This window comes from Acidithiobacillus sp. TH-A67 (assembly GCF_057473545.1).
On record NZ_JBYCKU010000056.1, the window covers coordinates 29,277 to 47,238 of the forward strand.

At 58.1% G+C, this 17,962-nt stretch carries 12 protein-coding genes and 1 pseudogene; 4 read left to right on the forward strand and 9 right to left on the reverse strand.

All coding sequences use genetic code 11. The features are described 5' to 3' along the window. Position 1 precedes the first annotated feature (1 nt). The 4 genes from AC2VNM_RS08890 to AC2VNM_RS08905 are packed head-to-tail and all read right to left on the reverse strand — an operon-like array spanning position 2 to position 5,696. Positions 2–3,133 carry an efflux RND transporter permease subunit gene (locus AC2VNM_RS08890; RefSeq protein WP_483166261.1) on the reverse strand — a complete coding sequence of 1,044 codons (3,132 nt, stop codon included), beginning with the start codon at positions 3,131–3,133 and terminating at the stop codon, positions 2–4. Positions 3,134–3,148: 15 nt separating this feature from the next. Beyond that, on the reverse strand, positions 3,149–3,421 hold the full coding sequence (locus AC2VNM_RS08895) for a permuted SH3 domain-containing protein (RefSeq protein WP_486913168.1): 273 nt from the start codon (positions 3,419–3,421) through the stop codon (positions 3,149–3,151). A gap of 56 nt (positions 3,422–3,477) precedes the next feature. Further along, entirely contained in the window at positions 3,478–4,230 is a 753-nt protein-coding gene (locus AC2VNM_RS08900; protein ID WP_486913169.1) for an efflux RND transporter periplasmic adaptor subunit, read from the reverse strand. Then, positions 4,227–5,696: an efflux transporter outer membrane subunit gene (locus tag AC2VNM_RS08905; protein WP_486913170.1), complete on the reverse strand. Its 1,470-nt coding sequence runs from the start codon at positions 5,694–5,696 to the stop codon at positions 4,227–4,229. The genes AC2VNM_RS08900 and AC2VNM_RS08905 overlap by 4 nt, the downstream gene beginning before the upstream one ends. Positions 5,697–5,862: 166 nt before the next feature. Between AC2VNM_RS08905 and AC2VNM_RS08910 the strand changes: the two genes are divergently transcribed. Both AC2VNM_RS08910 and AC2VNM_RS08915 read left to right on the forward strand, forming a co-directional pair. Further along, a complete protein-coding gene (locus AC2VNM_RS08910) occupies positions 5,863–6,570 on the forward strand; it encodes a response regulator (RefSeq protein ID WP_483166264.1) in 708 nt (235 codons plus the stop codon). Continuing rightward, positions 6,567–7,820 (forward strand): ATP-binding protein, encoded by a 1,254-nt coding sequence (locus tag AC2VNM_RS08915; RefSeq protein WP_486913171.1) that lies wholly within the window; start codon positions 6,567–6,569, stop codon positions 7,818–7,820. Before AC2VNM_RS08910 ends, AC2VNM_RS08915 begins: the two co-directional genes overlap by 4 nt. A 21-nt stretch (positions 7,821–7,841) precedes the next feature. Here AC2VNM_RS08915 and AC2VNM_RS08920 read toward each other — a convergent pair whose 3' ends face one another. Further along, positions 7,842–9,173, reverse strand: a complete 1,332-nt coding sequence (locus AC2VNM_RS08920) for an MFS transporter (protein ID WP_486913172.1) — start codon at positions 9,171–9,173, stop codon at positions 7,842–7,844. A gap of 236 nt (positions 9,174–9,409) precedes the next feature. Between AC2VNM_RS08920 and AC2VNM_RS08925 the strand changes: the two genes are divergently transcribed. Further along, positions 9,410–10,366: a nuclease-related domain-containing protein gene (locus tag AC2VNM_RS08925; RefSeq protein ID WP_483166267.1), complete on the forward strand. Its 957-nt coding sequence runs from the start codon at positions 9,410–9,412 to the stop codon at positions 10,364–10,366. A gap of 152 nt (positions 10,367–10,518) precedes the next feature. Here the strand turns inward: AC2VNM_RS08925 and AC2VNM_RS08930 are convergent, their stop codons facing one another. From AC2VNM_RS08930 to AC2VNM_RS08945, 4 genes are read right to left on the reverse strand one after another with little or no spacing between them, the layout of a single operon-like run. Continuing rightward, positions 10,519–10,644 (reverse strand): hypothetical protein, encoded by a 126-nt coding sequence (locus AC2VNM_RS08930; protein ID WP_483166268.1) that lies wholly within the window; start codon positions 10,642–10,644, stop codon positions 10,519–10,521. A 21-nt stretch (positions 10,645–10,665) separates the two neighbouring features. Next, a complete protein-coding gene (locus AC2VNM_RS08935; protein WP_486913173.1) occupies positions 10,666–13,776 on the reverse strand; it encodes an efflux RND transporter permease subunit in 3,111 nt (1,036 codons plus the stop codon). Then, positions 13,769–15,151 (reverse strand): efflux RND transporter periplasmic adaptor subunit, encoded by a 1,383-nt coding sequence (locus AC2VNM_RS08940; RefSeq protein WP_483166270.1) that lies wholly within the window; start codon positions 15,149–15,151, stop codon positions 13,769–13,771. The genes AC2VNM_RS08935 and AC2VNM_RS08940 overlap by 8 nt, the downstream gene beginning before the upstream one ends. After that, positions 15,148–16,443 (reverse strand): TolC family protein, encoded by a 1,296-nt coding sequence (locus AC2VNM_RS08945; RefSeq protein WP_486913174.1) that lies wholly within the window; start codon positions 16,441–16,443, stop codon positions 15,148–15,150. Before AC2VNM_RS08945 ends, AC2VNM_RS08940 begins: the two co-directional genes overlap by 4 nt. A 702-nt stretch (positions 16,444–17,145) precedes the next feature. On the opposite strand from AC2VNM_RS08945, the pseudogene tnpC reads away from it, so the two are divergent. After that, positions 17,146–17,688: pseudogene (tnpC, locus tag AC2VNM_RS08950) on the forward strand (IS66 family transposase); the annotation flags it as partial. Between the last annotated feature and the right edge of the window lie 274 nt (positions 17,689–17,962).

Genomic DNA, 17,962 nt, shown 5'->3' on the forward strand with positions numbered 1-17,962 from the left:
GTTACGGAAGAGCCGTAGACTCGGGGTTTGCGTCTTTCGTCAACAGGCCATTACTCTCTTTCTCCCGCGATGCCGGTTTCAGTTCTGCACCCCAGAGGCTATAGATTGCGGGAATAACAAAAAGGGAAACCAGCGAACCAAAACTGAGCCCGGCAATGATTACCAGCCCCATCGAAAACCTTGCCTCGGCATTGCCTCCCGTAGCGAAGAGCAGCGGCACGGCGCCGGCAATCATTGCGGCTACCGTCATGAGAATGGGCCGCAGACGCAGTGCTGCCGCTTCGCGTACCGCCAACGCCCGCTCCCATCCTCGTTCGACCTGCAACTGTCGTGCGAACTGAACGATGAGAATCCCCTGCTTTGCGGTCAGACCAATCAGCATGACCATTCCCACTTCGGAATAGATGTTGATACTCGATAGCCCCAGGGCAATCGGCAGCAAGGCCCCGAAGGCGGCAAGTGGCACCCCGGCAAGAACGACCAAAGAATCCCGAAATCCATTGAACTGGGCCGCGAGCAGGAGCAATACAAAGATCAAGGCAAAGGCAAAGGTAATCGCCAGGGAGCTGCCCTGCTTCTCGTACTGCCGGGAAACGCCGGCGTAATGGATCTGATCGCTACTAGACATCAGACCTGTGGCCTGCTGATGCAAAAAATCGAGCGCCTGTGCCAAAGACACCCCTGGCGCCGGATTGGCCTCGATGGTGACTGCGGGCAGGTTCTGGAATTGCGGCAGATAGGTAGGGACAACCTCCTGCGTAAGTGTGACGAAGGTGGATAAGGGTAGCTCTGCACCCGAAGGCGTCTGGATCTGGTAGTTCTGCAATAGATTCGGATTGGCGCGCAAGGCCACGGGAACCTGCGGAACCACCCGATAGCTAAGCCCATCCATACTGAAGTAATTGACGTAGTTGCCACCCAGGAGGGTCGCCAGGCTTTTTCCGACAGCGGCCAGGGTCAGTCCAAAATTGGCCAACATTTTTTTGTGAATCTGGATCTTCAGTACGACGTCGTTGTACTCGAGATTGCTCGCGACAAAGCTGAACAGGCCGCTGGCACGCGCCTTTTCGACGAGTGCTTCGCCTACGCGGTTGAGTTCCTGATAATTGCCGGAGGTGCTGCTGACCACGAACTGCACCGGCAGGCCCACGGCCGAACCGGGGAGAGGTGGCAGACCGAAGGCCGCCAGTTGCATTCCCGGCACCTGCGCCGAGAGCTTCTGTACGCGGCTGCGAACCTCCTGCGTGGTCACGTCCCGCTTGGGTTTCAGTACCAACCCAGACATCATCTCATTATTGAGCAGGAAGCCGCCGATACCGACCCCGTTCACCACAAAACTGTCGCTTCGCTGCGGAATCTGGTCAAAAACCGTCTTGGTCAGATAGCGATCGTATTTGTCCATATACTCCAGGGTCGCCGTTGCTTGGGCGAGCCCACTCACATAGACGATCCCTTGATTGGCCGGAGGAGCCAGCTCCTGCGGACTCAGCCAGAATAGTCCCACGACCCCCACGGCCAACAAAGCGGCTGCGGTGAGTACAGCGGGGCGATGGGTAAAACTTCGTGCCAATCCACTGCCGTAGGCCGCGCGCAGGCGATCGAACACGCGCTCGACCAAGCTTGCAAAACGCCCCTGCTGACCTCCCCGCAACACTCGGGAGGCCAACATTGGCGCCAGAACGAGGGCGTTGACCATCGACATGAGAACGGTGGCGACGATGGTGAGGGCAAATTCACTGAAGAGCTGACCTACCAGGCCGCCCAATAGCACCATGGGAAGGAACACCGCAATAACGGTACTCGCCATGACCAGGATGGGGCTGCTGAGCTCCCGCACGCTCTGCAGGGCAGCATGGATCGGGGTCGCACCGTGTTCCAGATGGCGGTGCACGTTTTCGACGATGATGATGGCATCGTCCACCACCAGCCCAATAGCAAGAACCATCGCCAGCAGGGTGAGAAGATTGAGGGTAAAGCCAAGCGCGTGCAGCAGGGTCATGGCGCTGACCAAGGCCAGCGGAATGGCCAGGGCCGGAACCACCAGCGCCCGCCAGGAACCGAGAAACAGGTACACCACCACGATGACGATCAACAGCGCCAGACCAATATCGGTCAATACTTCCTGGATGGAACTGCGGACGAATTGCGCTCCATTGTAGAGTAGCTTGGCTTGCATTCCCGCCGGCATACTCTTGTCCAGTTGCAGCAAGGTCTTCTTCACGCCGGTGGCCATTTGCAGGGCGTTGCTTCCCGGTGCCTGCATGACGCCCAGGTTCACGGCAGGCTGCCCGTTCACCAACACCGAGGAGTCATAGGTCTGCGCGCCCAAGGAAACCGTCGCGATTTGCCCCAGGGTGATCGGTACCCCATGCACCGTCTTCACCACCAATTCGCGAAACTGCTTTGGGCTATGCAGGGCGGTGTTGGCCGTGATCGAGATCGCGGTATTGGTATCGCGCAGCCGTCCCGCGGCACTGACGAAGTCATTGGCTTGGAGCGCCGCGCGCACCTCTGCCGGGGTGATGCCCAGGACGGCCATTTTCTGTGGATTCAACCAGATTCGCATGGCGAAGGTATTGCCGTTTGGCCCCGTACCCGGCGGCAGAATGGAGGTGACACCCACCCCGGGGACGGACTGGATGGCCGGCTGCACCACACGGGTCAGATAATCCGTAATCTGTTGTTGATTCAGCCCCTTTCCCGAAAACGTGAGATACATCAAATACGCGCCGGAGCCCGGCATCTCCACCACCACGGGTTGCATGACACCTTTGGGCAATTGATTCAAGATGCTGTTGACCTTGATCTGTGCCTGCGACAGGGCGGCGTTGGGATTGACCCCCATCTGCATATACAAGGAGATGATGGAGATTCCATTTTCGCTGACCGCGGTCATGTAGTCGATGCCTGGTACCTGGGCGACGGCCTTCTCCAGCGGCGCTGTGATAAAGGCATTCACGGTTTTGGGAGTCGCACCAAAGTAATGGGTGGTGATCGTGATCAGGCCACTTTTGACTGGCGGAAATTCGGTTACCGGTAGCATTCCCAAGGAGCGCAGCCCCAGCAAAAACAGGGCCGCCATCAGGGTAACGGCAAGAACGGGACGATGAATGAAGGCAGACAAAAATCGCATGGAGCACCCGGCAGCTTAGTTAAGAGAAACGGCGTTGTTGATGCGCACCTGATCACCGTTGTGCAATTTGACCTGGCCTGCGGTGACCACCACATCGCCCACTTGCAGGCCATTGCGCACGACCACGTTTTGCCCCTCCACCGCTCCCAGCTGTACGGGGGTGGCTTGGGCGATCCAGTTCTGCCCCTGACGCTTGAGGACATACACGAAATCCCCATAGCTGTGATAGGCGACAGCTACCTGGGGAATCGTCAGTTGCCGCTGTGGCGATATAGTCGGTAGCTTCACCAGAACGAACATCCCCGGTCGCAGAAAGCCGGGCTTGCGAATCTGCGCGCGTACCGTCAGAGTCGATTTGCGTGATCCACATGATTGTCGACAGCGATGACCTGGGCGACGAATTGCCGACCCTTTTCCCCCTGACGGGACTGCAGCCGCAATGACTCCCCTACCCGTACAGACGGGGAGAGATTTTGGGGAACGGCGAAGTCGACCTGCAGATTTTGTGGAGATTCCAGGCGAACCGCTGCCTTGCCCGCCGACAAATATTCCCCGAGCTCGACCTGGCGCAAGCCCAGCACCCCGGAGAACGGCGCTCGCAGCACGGTATTGGCGAGTTTCTCCTGCAAGGACCGCACCTTGGCATTCGCCATCTCCGCCCCGTACTTTGCCTTGTCCAGTTCGGCCGTCGAGATCCCGTGTATGGCATAGACCTGCGCTGCCCGCTGGGCATTTACGGTGGCTAGCTTGGCCTGTGCCTGCGCTTCTTTCAGCTCTCCTGGCAGTGGGCCGGGATCCAGACGTAGCAGGACCTGTCCCTGCTGCACCGTTTCGCCAGAATGAAACAGCAAGCTACGAATGACCCCGGCTGTTTGCAGACTCAGCGCTGCTCCTTGTTGCGCGCGGATCTGACCAACCGCAGTACTTTGCGGTGTAATCATTGCCCAGGCTGCCTTGGCAGCGGAAACCGTAACCACGGGATGGGCATTCCCTTTGCGTGCCTGCGCCAGTCGCTCTTCGCGCCAGGCATGTAGGGCGAAGACGGTACCGAAAAGCAGGAGAATCCCGAAGACCGCGATCGGAATGGATTTTTTCATGAGTGGCTATCCTGTGGGAGATCGTTGGACGAAGTCGAAGGACCCTCGCCCATGGCCAGAAACAATGCGGCGGTATCCAGGTACCGCTCACTTTTTGCCTGCAAATAGGCCTGTTGGTCCTTTTCGTTGGCGATTTCCGCGTCGAGAACCGTAGCGTAATTGCTTATCCCGTCTCGATAACGTGCCTGCGCCAAGTGCAGTGCTTGCTCTGCAGCCTGAGCAGCCATCCGGCTCTGGCTGTATCTCTGATCAGCCCCCTGCACGGCACGCAATGCGTCGGCGACCTGGCGAAACGCGGTGAGTACAACCTGATGGTATTGCGAGACCGCGATCTTGTAGGTATCCACCGCGGCCTTTTCCTGGGCCTGCAGGGCTCCACCCTCATAGATTGGTGCGATCACGCTGCCCGCCAGGCCCCAAAGGGTAGAGACGGGACTGAAAAACAGCGCCCCGGACTGTGCCGCTTTGCCCAAATCCGCGCTGATGTCGATCTGTGGGTAGCGATCGGCTGCCGCGAGATGCGCTTCGGCTGCCGCTGCCTGTACCGCTGCTCGGGCGGCGACGATATCCGGTCGTTGCATCAGCAAACGTGAAGGCACCACGGCAGGGATGTCTTTGGGTAAGTGGATGTCTTGGAGAGACGGGGCAGGCGCACCCTGCGCGGGGTAGCGGCCGAGTAACGTCGCCAGGGCGTGCTGCTGGCGGGACATCTCCACCCGGAGAGGGACGACCGCAGCCTTGGCCGAGGCGGTCAATGCCTCCTGTTGACGCACGATCTGCAGGTTGCTCGCTCCGAGATGGTATTCCTGCTGGATCAGATGCAGCAGGCGCTCATCAGCCCCGGCGATTTGCTGGGCCGAGCGCCACTGGTCTTGCGCCGCCGCCGCGCTGATCAATGCCTTCGCTACAGACGCTGCCACGATCTGCTGGGTAGCAGAGAGCTGTGCCTGAGAGATCTTTTTTTGGGCCTGCGCATCCTGGAGACGATCCGTCGTCCTGCCGAAAAGGTCTGGGCTATAACTGACCGCCACGGACCCCAGGAGCAGGGAGTACAGATTGCCCGGAATGCGATAAGTGGTTCCGCCGTTGGCCCCGGTGCGCAGCGCACGGCTGCGTGCCAACTGAGCGTTACCAGTGATCTGCGGGGCAAACCCTGCGGCCGCAACCTTTTCGATCTGATGCGCGCGCAGCAGAGCCAGTTGTGCTTGATGGATACTGGGATTGGCGCGCAGCGCGGTCTGCACGTCCTGATTCAGGACAGGCGAGCCGAAAAGATGCCACCAGTCATCCGTTGCGGCGCTATCCTGCCACCGCAGTTTCTGACTGCTGCCAGCCCAGGTCTTGTGATCGGCAAGATAATGCTTCGGCTCCTGCATCTTGGGCAGCGGAAGTTTGGGTCCGGGAGCGCAAGCGCTCAACAGTATGGGTAACAAAAATGGCAAGGACCAACGGTACTTCCTATCCATCGCAGCTCCCGCACGAAAAGTATGGGCTCAGTGTATCCAGCGCTCCTGTAACAATCCTGAGCGGCAGCGGGATGAATTTGTAACAAACGGACACACGGCGGTCTCTGGTGATCTTTTGTTACAATTTCCCTTGGAGAGAGCGCTGCGGTGGGGGTATCGTTGCGTCATGGAAAACGGCAAAGCCCAGATTCTGGTAGTAGAAGATGACCTTCGGCTACGAAGCTTGCTGGAGTCGCATTTGTGCGCCTTTGGTTTTGCCGTGCAGAGCCGGCCAGACGGGCAAGGACTGGAGCGGATTCTGCAAGAGGGGGCAACGGATCTACTGGTTCTTGATCTCGGTTTGCCCAAGGAGGACGGGCTGCAGATCTGCCAGCGCATCCGCCGCGACTCCCAGATCCCCATCCTTATTCTCACCGCTCGCAATGATGAGCTGGACCGTATCCTCGGTCTGGAAATGGGGGCGGATGATTACCTCACCAAACCCTTTCATCCGCGCGAGCTGGTCGCCAGAATCCAGGCGATCCTGCGACGCACGCGTGGCTCATCGGTGATCACTCTGGAGAAATCCGGAGAGCTAATCGTCGGCCCCTTTCGCGTCGATCGTGCTCGACAGGAAATTTTTCGGAATGGCGAACAGCTGGAGCTTTCCACCAGCGAATATCTTACCTTGGCCGTGCTGATCGAACATGAAGGACAGGTCTTGAGCCGGGAAAAACTTCTCTGGCTTACCAGGCAACGCAGTCTCGACCCGGAAGATCGCAGCGTCGATATGCAAGTCTCGCGCTTACGACGGCTGCTTGGCGATGATCAACGGGAGCAGCGCCACATCCGAACCGTATGGGGAAGGGGCTATCTCTTCGTTGCAGAGCCGTGAAAATACATCGACTCTGGCCGCGAAATACCCTCGGCCGTAGCCTCCTGCTCCTCAGTCTGCTCCTGCTGATCGGTCAGGGGACCATCTATCTACTGTTCCACAATTATGTCTTCAATCCAGCGGCGCAACGTTTCGCGCAACTGCTCTGGCAGGTGGATCAGACCCTGGTCGCCAGGCCGCCAACGGAATTGGGCTGGAGTAGGTCTTCGCACCCGCTGGGATCGGTGCCGCAGTCCTATTTCTGGCGAGAGGTAGCACAGTCATTTGCCAAAATCGACAAGGGCGCGCAACTGCGGGTACAGGAGCAGGGGGGGACGCTGTGGCTTTGGTTGCGGGGCAAGCAGGGGCAGGACTGGTTGGGTGTTCCGATTCAGGGAATGACCCTGATCGGCAACCCGTTCACATTCGTTCGGCTGCTCGTCATGCTCTTCCTGATCCTGCTGGGGGCCTGGCTGATCGTCTGGCAGGTCAACCGGCCTCTGGCTCGCCTGGCGCGCTCTGCCCCGCACATTCTGCGCGGGGAGTATCCAGACGGCTATCCCGTCAGTCGACACGCGCCCGAAGACATTCAGGAATTGGAACGAACTCTGGCGGGTATGGCTGCGGACCTGCATCGTCTGCACGAGGAGCGCACTCTGCTCCTCACTGGAATTTCCCACGAACTGCGTACCCCATTGTCCCGCCTTCTCTTGAGCCTGCATCTGCCAGCCGATGAATGGGCGCGGGAACAACCCGCCATGCTCGCCGATGTCGAAGAAATGGAAGAGGTGCTGGGCAATTTTCTGGCTTGGGTGCAGGGCGGGGAAAGGGAAAAACAAATCACCATTCCCGTTGCGCAATGGTTCCAGGAGATGGCGGCCATCGCCAGGGAGCGCTACGGATTGGAGGTGGCAGAAAATCCGGTGGCCGGCGGATCTTTTTTGTGTCGTCCCATCGCTTTGGAGCGGGTCTTTCGCAACCTGTTCGATAACAGTCGGCGCTACGGCAGCGGTGCCATCCGTCTGGAGGCCCGATGTGGGGAAGGCTTCTGTCGTTTTCGCCTGGTCGACCTAGGCGGGGAACCGGTCAGTGCCGCCATGATTCTCGCCATGAATGAAGGTTCGCTGCCCCGCCAGACTGGTCATGGATCAGGCATGGGCATTCGGCTCTGCCACCGCTTGCTGGCCCAGCAGGGGGGGAGCCTGCACTATGCCGCCGCAACGGCGGGCGGGTTGGATGCCGAAGTGCTGCTACCCGGCGCCAAGCGATAGTCCGGTTGGGGGAAACCGGCACTATACCTTTTCCAGATCTTCGAGGCTTTTCTGCCGGGGTTCGATACCGTAGCGCCAGGTCACCCAAACCGCGAGCAGAGAAATGGCCGCCAGCAGCACCAGCAGGCGGGGGATGCCCCAACTTTTTTCCAGGATGGGAAAGAGGAGGGCAGAGAGGAGGGCGCCGGCGCGGGACAGCCCCGTAGCCAGCCCCGCTGCACTGGCACGCAATTCGGTCGGGAAAAGTTCTGTCGCAAATGCAAAGACCGTGACCCCGGGACCGATGCCGACACCCAGGGCATAGAGGGCGGAAGCGGCGTAGATACCGGTCACCCAGTTTTGCGCGGCGGCCAGGGCAAACAGCAGCAGACCGGCAGCCATGAGGAAAAATCCGGCACTCTGCAGGGGGATGCGGCCCCAACGGTCGATCCGGGTCATCATATAGCCGATGCCCACGACCGAGATGCAGAGGATGCCAGCGTTGATCGCTGCAGCTGCTGCATCGCTTGGCGCAAAGCCGTTGCTGCGCAGTACCAGAGGAAAATACAGCGCAATCCCCAGTCCGACCACATCCAGACAAAACCACGGGAAGATGCTCAGAAACAGGCGGCGCAACCAGGGCTTTTGCAGGAGAGTGCGCCAGGACCGGGCCGCCGCAGCAAAGTCCTGCAGCATTGCTCGTCGTTCTGCGACGCTGCTTTCGGGATGTAATTGAACCAGCGCCAGGTCGGCTTCTGCCCTTCTGCCGTGGCGCACCAACCAGCGTGGCGACTCCGGTAGCCCCCGGCGCAGCCAGAGCAAGGCAAATGCGGGAAGGGCCGCGCTTGCCAACATCCAACGCCAGGATTCGGGGCCGGTAAACAGCAGCGACCAGCCAACGGCAGTGGACAGCAACGCCCCGATGTACCAAGCCATATTGACCCGCGCAAAGCGGTTTCCGCGTAGGGCTGTCGGGGTATATTCGGCGACGATGGTGGCGACCAATGGGTAGTCCAGGCCGACGGCGAGTCCGGTCAGTAGGCGCCCCGCGAAGAGCACAGTCAGGTTGGGACTCAAGGCGCTGAGCAAGGCCCCGCCAATATACAACAGCATGTTGGGGATAAGAAGCCGCTGTCTACCAAAGCGATCCGTGAAGATCCCGCCAAACAGTCCTCCGAGCAGCGAGCCGATCAGGGCCATGCCCATGAGCAGGCCGGTTTCCGCGGCATGAAGATGCCAGGCACTGTGCAGCGGTAGGAGCACGACGGCCATGATGCTGAGATCGTAGCCATCCAGAAGCATGCCCAGCATTGCCGCGCCCAAAGCGCGACGCACGCCAGAATGGGGAAGGGGGATAATGGAATGCCGAGACATGAGCGATCACCAGTGGGCGCCGGGAGGGCGGTGCGGGTTGTCGTTGTATCACAAAAGCACGGGTCTGGCGTAGGCGATTGCTTGCTGCTACACACGACTCTCGGTCCTTGCCGAAATGCCAGAAAGCTTCTATTTACATCCAAGGTGAGCAGGAAGAACAGAGAGTCCGCAATGCAACGCTATGTCATGGAAGACTCGCAGTACCGCTCGGTATACCCTGGGCTACGGAGATTCCGATGATCCTCAAAGCGCGCGATCGGGCCTGGCGGTCTTGGGCGCAACAAGAGCTGCAACTGCTGCTGGGTTGTCAGTTGACCGCCGAGCACAAGAAGCTGGTGCAAGACGAGCAACGAAAGTTCAACTCTGGCGACAAGGGGGAGCAGGATACCGCCTATTATCTCGACGTGCGTTTTCGTGAGACTCCCAACTGGATTGTTCTTCACGATCTGCATCTTGTCGATGGCGAGGATGTCGCTCAAATTGACCATCTGCTGATCAACCGGCTAATGGAGCTTTTTGTTCTCGAAACCAAGCGCTTCGTTGGCAAGACCCTACGGATCACCGACAATGGCGAATTCCTGGTGGAGGAGAAAGGACAGCGGCGCTCCATTGCCTCGCCCATTGCGCAGAATGATCGGCACATCACCATTCTCAAACGGATTCTGGACGCCCATCAGATCTTGCCCAAGAAGATGTTTCCGCCGGTCTTTCACAACTACGTCTTGATCCATCCTGACACCCACATAGAGCGACCCAACCCCAAAAAGTTTGATACCCAAAACGTCTACAAGTCTGATCTTTTTTACCAGGAAATCGAGCGGCTCAAGAACCAGGACGCCTTCTCCAGCTTTTTTCACAACTTCGCGCGGGTATCCTCGGTGATAAATACGGAAACGTTGCAGGAGATCGGCAAAGCCATACTCCAGCTCCACCGGGCAGAGCGACCAGATTACCGAAAAAGGTTTGGCATCACGCCAGAGGAGATCCGGCCAGCTCCGGCTGCAATTCCGACTGCGGTGGAAATTCCAGCAGGCGAAAAAGACCAGAGCTACTACTGCTTTTCCTGTAAGCAACCCATTGAGAAGAACGTGGCAGACTTTTGTTTCCAGCGGAAAGAACGATTTGGTGGCCGCGCCTACTGCCTGCGGCATCAGCGGGACTTCCCTGATCCCAAAAGTCAGCAGCGCAAATGAGCCACGGAGATCAATCGCCGTGGGCATGATTCGCGAGATCATCCGCGCCGGAAACCAGCTGGATCGCTTCCAATCCGACCTTGGCCTTGAATGCCGACCCATATACGTTCCTCTTGCCTACGCTCATCGTCCTCTCCTTGCCAGACGATAGCTTAAACCGTTGTCTCGAATCCGGGGTCCACTATACCCATACCCGAAGCACTGGCGGCACAGAGACGAACATACCCCAGCAGTGCCAGGGCCGAAAAAATCGACTTCATCATTTGCCTACGATTCATCGTCATCTCTCCTGTATAGGACTATCTCAGTTTCCACCGTCGTTTTTGCCACAACGCATACAGCGCCGGAATCACCAATAGCGCCAACAATGCCGCGCTGAACATTCCCCCAACCACCGGAGCTGCGATGCGGCGCATCATGTCCGCTCCCGTTCCGTGGCTGAACATAATCGGCAGAAGACCCACAACGACCAACGTAAGGGTCATAGCCAGTGGCCGCAGTCGCAGCATGCTGCCCTCCACCACCGCTAGTTGCAGGTCATGCCAATTCTCCAGAGCGTTGCGTGCTCTCCGGCGGTAGACTGCCTCATCGAGATACAAAAGCATGACCACACCGAATTCCGCTGCGACGCCAGCGAGTGCAATAAATCCAACGACTACGGCTATCGATAGCTTGTAGTGCAGCAGATAGACCAGCCAAAGCCCCCCGAGCAGAGAAAAAGGAAGCGTCACCAGCACGATCCCGACCTCCACCACGTTACGGAAATTGAAATAGAGCAGTATCGTGATCAATAACAAGACGGCAGGGACCACCAACAACAGGCGGTGGTCAGCACGCTCCATGCTTTTATATTCTCCGACCCAATCGATAGTATATCCAGCAGGTAACTGGACATGTTGGGCGAGTGCCTGCTTGGCAGCCGCGACATAGCCGCCGATACTGGTGCCGGGCTTGAGGTCGATCGTCACCCAGGAGTTCAGCTGACTGTTATCGCTAGTCAGCATCGCCGGGCCTTTTTCAAAGCGGACACGCGCTACCTGCGCGAGCGGAATCTGGGCACCACTGGGTGCCGTGATATAAGCGTTCCTCAAAGCGCTTAGAGACTGTCGTTCGGCGCGCGGATACCGAAGATCGACGGGAAAACGCTGCACCCCCTCTACTGCGGTGGTCAGGACCTTGCCACCAATCGCCGTTTCCACGACCCGATTGACATCAGCCACTGAGATACCATAGCGTGCCGCCGCCTGACGCTCTGTATGGATGACAATATAGCGTCCACCCAGGGCATGCGCAGCGTATACCGACTCGGTACCGGGGACAGACGCCAAGGCTTGCTGTATTTTCTGACCGAGCTGGTTCAAGGTAGTCAAATTCGCCCCGGTGATTTTGATGCCCAGCGGGGTCTGTAAACCCGTCGTCAGCATATCTACGCGTCCTTTGATAGGCTGCGTCCAGTCGTTACTCAGCCCCGGTATTTGCAGTGCTTGATTGAGACGACTCCGTAACCGATCAAGGGTCATCCCGATTGGCCAATGCTGCCTCTTGCGCAGGGTGACGACCGTATCAAACATGGAAATGGGCGACTGATCTGTCGCCGTTTGCGCCCGTCCAGCTTCACCAAACACGGTTTTGACTTCGGGAAAGCTTTTGAGGATGCGATCTGTCAACTGCAGCAGGCTGCCCGCCTCGCCATAAGAGATCGCTGGGTTCTGAGCAACCGGCATATAGAGCAAGGTACCTTCGTCGAGGGGGGGCATGAGCTGGGTACCTAGTCGCTGCCACGGGTAGATCATGGTCAACGATAGCAACCCAGCCAGTATCAGGATCACCCAGGGTGCCCGCAACACACCATGGATAATCGGGCGGTACAGCGAAGCCAGTAGGCGATTGATCGGGTTCTTGCGCTCGGCGGGAATTCGCCCTCGGATCAACCAGGCCATGAGGAGCGGTACCAAGGAAATGGATAGCAGAGCCGCTGCCGCAATGGCGAAGGTTTTGGTGAAGGCAAGAGGAGAAAAGAGTTTGCCTTCCTGACCACCGAGGACAAAAATTGGCAGAAACGACACTGTAATGATCAGCAGAGAAAAGAACAATGCTGGTCCGACTTCGAGCGCCGCCTCGCGCGCTGCGATCCAAGGGTTTGTCTCTCTACCCTCCTCCATCCGTTTATGCATATTCTCGATCATGACCACGGGAGCGTCGACCATGACCCCCACGGCGATCGCGATTCCGCCGAGAGACATGATGTTGGCCGAAATTCCTAGGCCATACATGACTGCAAATGCGGTCAGAATGCCGACCGGCAACGTGATCAGCACCACCAGCGCGGAGCGGGCACGCAGCAAAAATAGAAAAGTTACCAGGAGTACTGCAATACACTCCTCCAACAGTTTGCCACTCAGGGTGGCAATACTGCGTTGGATAAGTGGCCGCTGGCTGTATGTGGTGACGATCTTTACACCCGTGGGGAGGGAAGATTGCAGACTATGCAGCTTCTGCTCTACCCGCCGAATCAGCGCGTTGGCATTCCCGCCCTGATTCATCATGACGATTCCCCCGACTACCTGCCCTTGTCCGTTCAACTCGGCGATGCCGCTCGGCAATACCGGGCCCAACTGCACCCGGGCAATTTGCTCCAGGGTAATGGGTATCCCATCCCGCACCGCCACGGAAACCTGGCGAAGATCCTGCAGGGAATGAATGTACCCAGAAGTGCGCACGATATAGCGAGACTCGCCTAGATCAATGACGGACCCGCTGGTTTCTCCATTCGCCGCGCGAATGGCTGCTTCTACCTGGGGCAATGAGACATCCTCGGCAATCATGCGCTGCGGATGGACGACAACTTGATACTCCTGCTCCATTCCCCCTACGGTAGCCACCTGGGCCACCCCTGGTATCCCCTGCAGGGCAAACTTCAAAAACCAGTTTTGCAGGGTGGTCAATTGTGCTAGGTTCAGCGTCCCTTTTGGATCGGTCAGGGCATATTCGTAGATCCAGTCGACGCCCGAACTGTTCGGACCCAGTGCAGGTATCACACCCCTCGGCAATTCACCCTGCGCCTGTTCAAGATACTGGAGAACCAGATTGCGTGCCTGAAAGATGGAGGTACCATCTTTGAACAAGACATAGACATAGGAATCCCCAAACATCGAATACCCCCGTACCGCCTGCGCGCCGGGGACTTCCTGCAAGGTAGTTTCCAGGGGATAGGTGACCTGATCTTGCACGACTTGGGGGGCCTGTCCCGGATAACTGGTCTTGACGATGACCTGGGTAGGAGAAATATCGGGGATCGCTTCCAGGGGAATGGCGCGCACCGCGAGAATACCAGCCACGGTCACAATCAGGGTAACCAGAATGACCAGGAGTCGATTATTGAGGGATGCCCGAACGATGGCTTTAATCATGCCCGTCGCCTCCCATGTGCGTGCCCGACATGGATCCCGACGCTGAGGAAGTCTTGCGCGTCGCTGCGGCAGGAGAGGGGGTTTCCCTTGGGATCTGCGCAGTGTGCTTCGAGCTTAGGTTCCCGCCCAACATACGGGCTCTTACAGATTGGAACTGCGACTCGGAATAGAGCAGGAACTGGACATTGTTCACCACTCGCTCACCGGTATGTAGACCTTGTGGGATTGCGGTCCAACCATCGGCCGTGGCTCCAACTTGGACTTGCGCAGGGAGAAAATGTCCGTCGGCTTGGTAAAGCATCACAAAATTCCCTTGCACGGTGCGAAGAATGGCGCTATCGGGCACGGCCAGGACTTTGTGCGCCTGGGTCCACACCTGTGCCGTGACGTACATTCCTGGTCGCAACGTCCTCTCGGGATTAGCGAAGGACAAACGCGCCGTGACCGTGCGGCTTTGAGGATTTTGCGTGGGATACAGAAAGCTGAGTCGGCCTTTCCAGGTTTTTCCAGGGAACTCCTCGGAGCGTAGTTCTACGCGATCCCCTATATGTACCCAAGGCAGTTGGTAGCCATAGAGTGCGACCTGCACCCAAACTCGATCGAGATTTGCAATCTCCATCATATTACTTTGCGAGGAGAGATATCCGCCCTGGTGGATCGGCAACTTCTGCACCACACCAGAAATGGGGGCATAAATGGTGACTTGCCGCTGTGCCACCCCATTGCGGCGCAGTGCGGCAATCTCCGTCGACGACAACCCCAGAAGGCGCAAGCGTTCTGTTGCCGCCGCACGCAGCTCTTCGCTTGTCGCATCTTTTTCTGGACCACTCGCTTGGACAAGTAAATATTCTTGCTCGGCACTATAAACTTCCGGCGAATATACCCGAGCTAAAACGCTCCCAGCCGCAACCGGGTCACCCACCGCACGAACCGCGAGGTTGGTGATCCAACCAGAAAATCGTGGGGTGACGGTGTACACGCGGTTTTCGTCCTCGGCCACCGTGCCCACAGTGGTGAGGACACGGCCAATCCGTCGACGTTGCACAGCAACCACGCGTACACCGAGTTGTTGCACCATCCGCGAATCCACCGTGAGCCCAGTTGCAGAAGCCGCAGGTGCATGGGCATATACCGGGATATAGGCCATGCCCATATTGTCTTTCATAGGATGGGTTGCATGGATTTTCGGGTTCATGGGATTGGCCCAATACAAGATACGTGGCTTGGCGGTTTTGGTCTGGACCGGCGCGGATGGCGATTTCAGGAGAGGCGATTTGCTCGGTGATTGCGCAGGCAAGCACAGTACCAGCGTGGCACCGATCCCGGCACCGAGCAGGAGAGAGGCGAGAGAAAATCCCCAGAGACGCTTGTTCATGGTTGCACCCCGCGATATTGCGTTGCCAAAAAGTCCAACTGCGCGATCGCCAGAGCTCGATCCCGGCGGGCAGCAAGGGTGTTCAGCGCAGTGGCGAGTACGGTATTCTGGGCGCGCAATACCGATTGCAATCGCCCTCGTCCGCTTCGGAAATCCGCGAGTTCGGCGGCATAGGTCTGCTTCGCCAAGGGGCGTAAATCCTGCTGGTCGCGCTCATATTCGGCAGCCGCAGCCTGGTATTGGGCATAAGCGCTTCGCAGCTCTCGCGCGATGCGCAGGCGCTGTTCGTCATAGTCATCGGCTGCAGCCATCCGCTGTTCTTGCGCGGCGGCAATGGTCTGGTCCTGACGATTGGCGGGGAAAATCGGCAGGCTGAGGTTGACACCCACGGAAAGCCAGTTCGGACTACCGGGCATGAAGTCTTGTCCATAGGACGTGCTGACGGTAATCGAAGGCAGCAGACTGCGATTCGCCACCCGCACAGCCACTTGCGCGGCACGCTCGCTTGCCGCAGCTGCCTGTAATGTCGGCTGACCAGGAATCCTCGCGACCAAAAGCGACAAGGTGGGCGGCGGAGATGCATGTGGCCACTGCCACTCCAATCGCGGAGGAGCGGAAAGCCCCAAAAGTTCGGTGATACGTGCTTCGGCGCCTGTTTGCTGAGAGCGAATCCGATCTTTTTCGTTTGCAAGAGCGAGGCGTTCCAGACGGGCACGCAGTACCTCGGCTTCCTCGATTCTACCAGCGCGATAGGCGGCCATCGCCGCCTGCTCCGTCAGCCGTGCCAATTGCTCTTGGCGAACGAGGATCCGTATTTCGTTGTGCCCCACCTGGGCCTGAATCCAGCTTTGCTGTAAGAGCCAGCGCAGTTCAGCCAATCGCTCCGCTTTGCTGGCAGAAGCCGCGCGGGCTTCCATGCGAAACTGACGGCTGCGTAGCGCGAGCTGGCCAAAAGGAGGAAATGTCTGGCTCAGCCCTACACTCAGCATGCTCATTTTCTGCTGATTCATGGAAAAGTTGTTGGTAGGAAGATTGACCGCACCTAAACTGAAATGCGGATCTGGCAGCTGTGCCGCAGCAATGGCCTGATGACGCAGGGCCAGAATTTTTTGCTGATAGGCGGCCAAACTCGGGTTTTGGGAAAGTAGGCGTTCTGCAGTGTCCAGGGTAAGGGTTGTGGAGCCCTCTGCAACTGCAAAGGGCAAAACACTCAGCGTGGCACTGACTGCGACGAGTAGAAGGGTGCGCAGCTGTGGAGGCCGATTTTCGAATGCTCGGTTGTTGAGTTTCATGGAATGCTCCTGAAAATAACGCGAGAAAGCTCGTCCAGCGGACGGGAGGCGCTAGTTCTCAGGGCAATTCAAATCAGGAGGCGGACTCGAGAAAGTGGCGGGGGATGCGTCCAAACAACCAATAGATTCGCAAAAGGGAGTCGGACAAAGCCCTGCAGTAGCAAGGCGAACCAAGCCAGTACTACGGTGAGGATGGCCGGATAGACAAGATGCCCGAAGGTCGTACCCTTGGGGGCATGAGCCAAGGCGCAAAGCGCCGAACAAGAGTGCGTGCTCATCCCGGCCATGGGACAGTGACCATCCATACCTATCATGGAAGAAGATCCAGCCTGCATCATCCCGCTCATCGAGCGCATGGGCATTCCAACCATCATGCTGCAGCGACACCAGTCCAGGAAAAGGGCATTGGACAGGAGTAAGAAAATCAGGAGGTAGCCAAAAAATAGCTTCGCCAAACCCTTCAGCTCACCAGCTCGTGGGCTGTGCTGGCGCGGCGACATCACGATTCCCGTGTGCTATCTAGAAACATGGCTCAGATGCAACTCCTGTTCGGCGAACCTTCAGCAACCTTAAAATTTCGTTCAGGGTAACACTGGTGTCAACTTTAATGTCAAGCGTAGATCGGCTAGGTACTCTCAGGCGTGCACTCTCCACTTTGGAAAGTCATTTCAGCTCTAGACTGAAAGCGGTCATTTACGTCCCCGGAAGGGCGGCATCGTCGAAGCGGGATGCTGGCCACACGTCAGGAGACATTTTTACGACATCAACGAAGGGGCTCCCAGCCCGGTGGCGCAGAATGCATTACTTCGCATCCGCAAGCTCTATGAGATTGAGGCCGAGATCAAAGATGACCCCCCGGAACGAAAAGCCCAGATCCGACGACAACGCGCCGGCCCCTTGCTGGAGTCCTTCCATACCTGGTTGACCGAAGTGCAGATGCAGGTGGCCCCCAAGAGTGCCATTGCTAAGGCCATCAACTATGCACTGCGACGTTGGCCGTCGTTGATCCTGTATCTTCAGGAAGGACGACTCAGTATCGACAACAACGCCGTGGAAAGAGCCCTGCGGGGCGTGGCCATCGGGCGCAAGAATTATCTCTTTGCCGGCAATGACGCCGGTGGTGAACGGGCAGCCGCCTTCTACACCCTCATCGAGACCTGCAAACTCAATGGCGTCGAGCCCTTCACCTATCTCAGCGTAATCGTCCAAACCATGCCGTTATTGCCCCAATTGCGGTTATCTGAGTCTTTTTTTGTCGGCAGCTGGCGGTTGGGGCTGGACGGGCCCAGCGTCCCTCACTGGCGAGAGGAGATGGGGTGGGACATTCCAGCTCTGGCCGTTGTCGCTGACCACGGTGACGGTCTTGCGATTGTATTTGACCACCCTGCCCAGCAAGCGTCCGCCCCGGCAGGCAAAGCTGACACGCTGGCCGGGCGTAAAGCGCATCATCTCCATGTGCGCCTGCATCGATTCGAGCATTTTCAGGCGCGCCACCACGCGCTGGTTGAGCTCCAGCAGT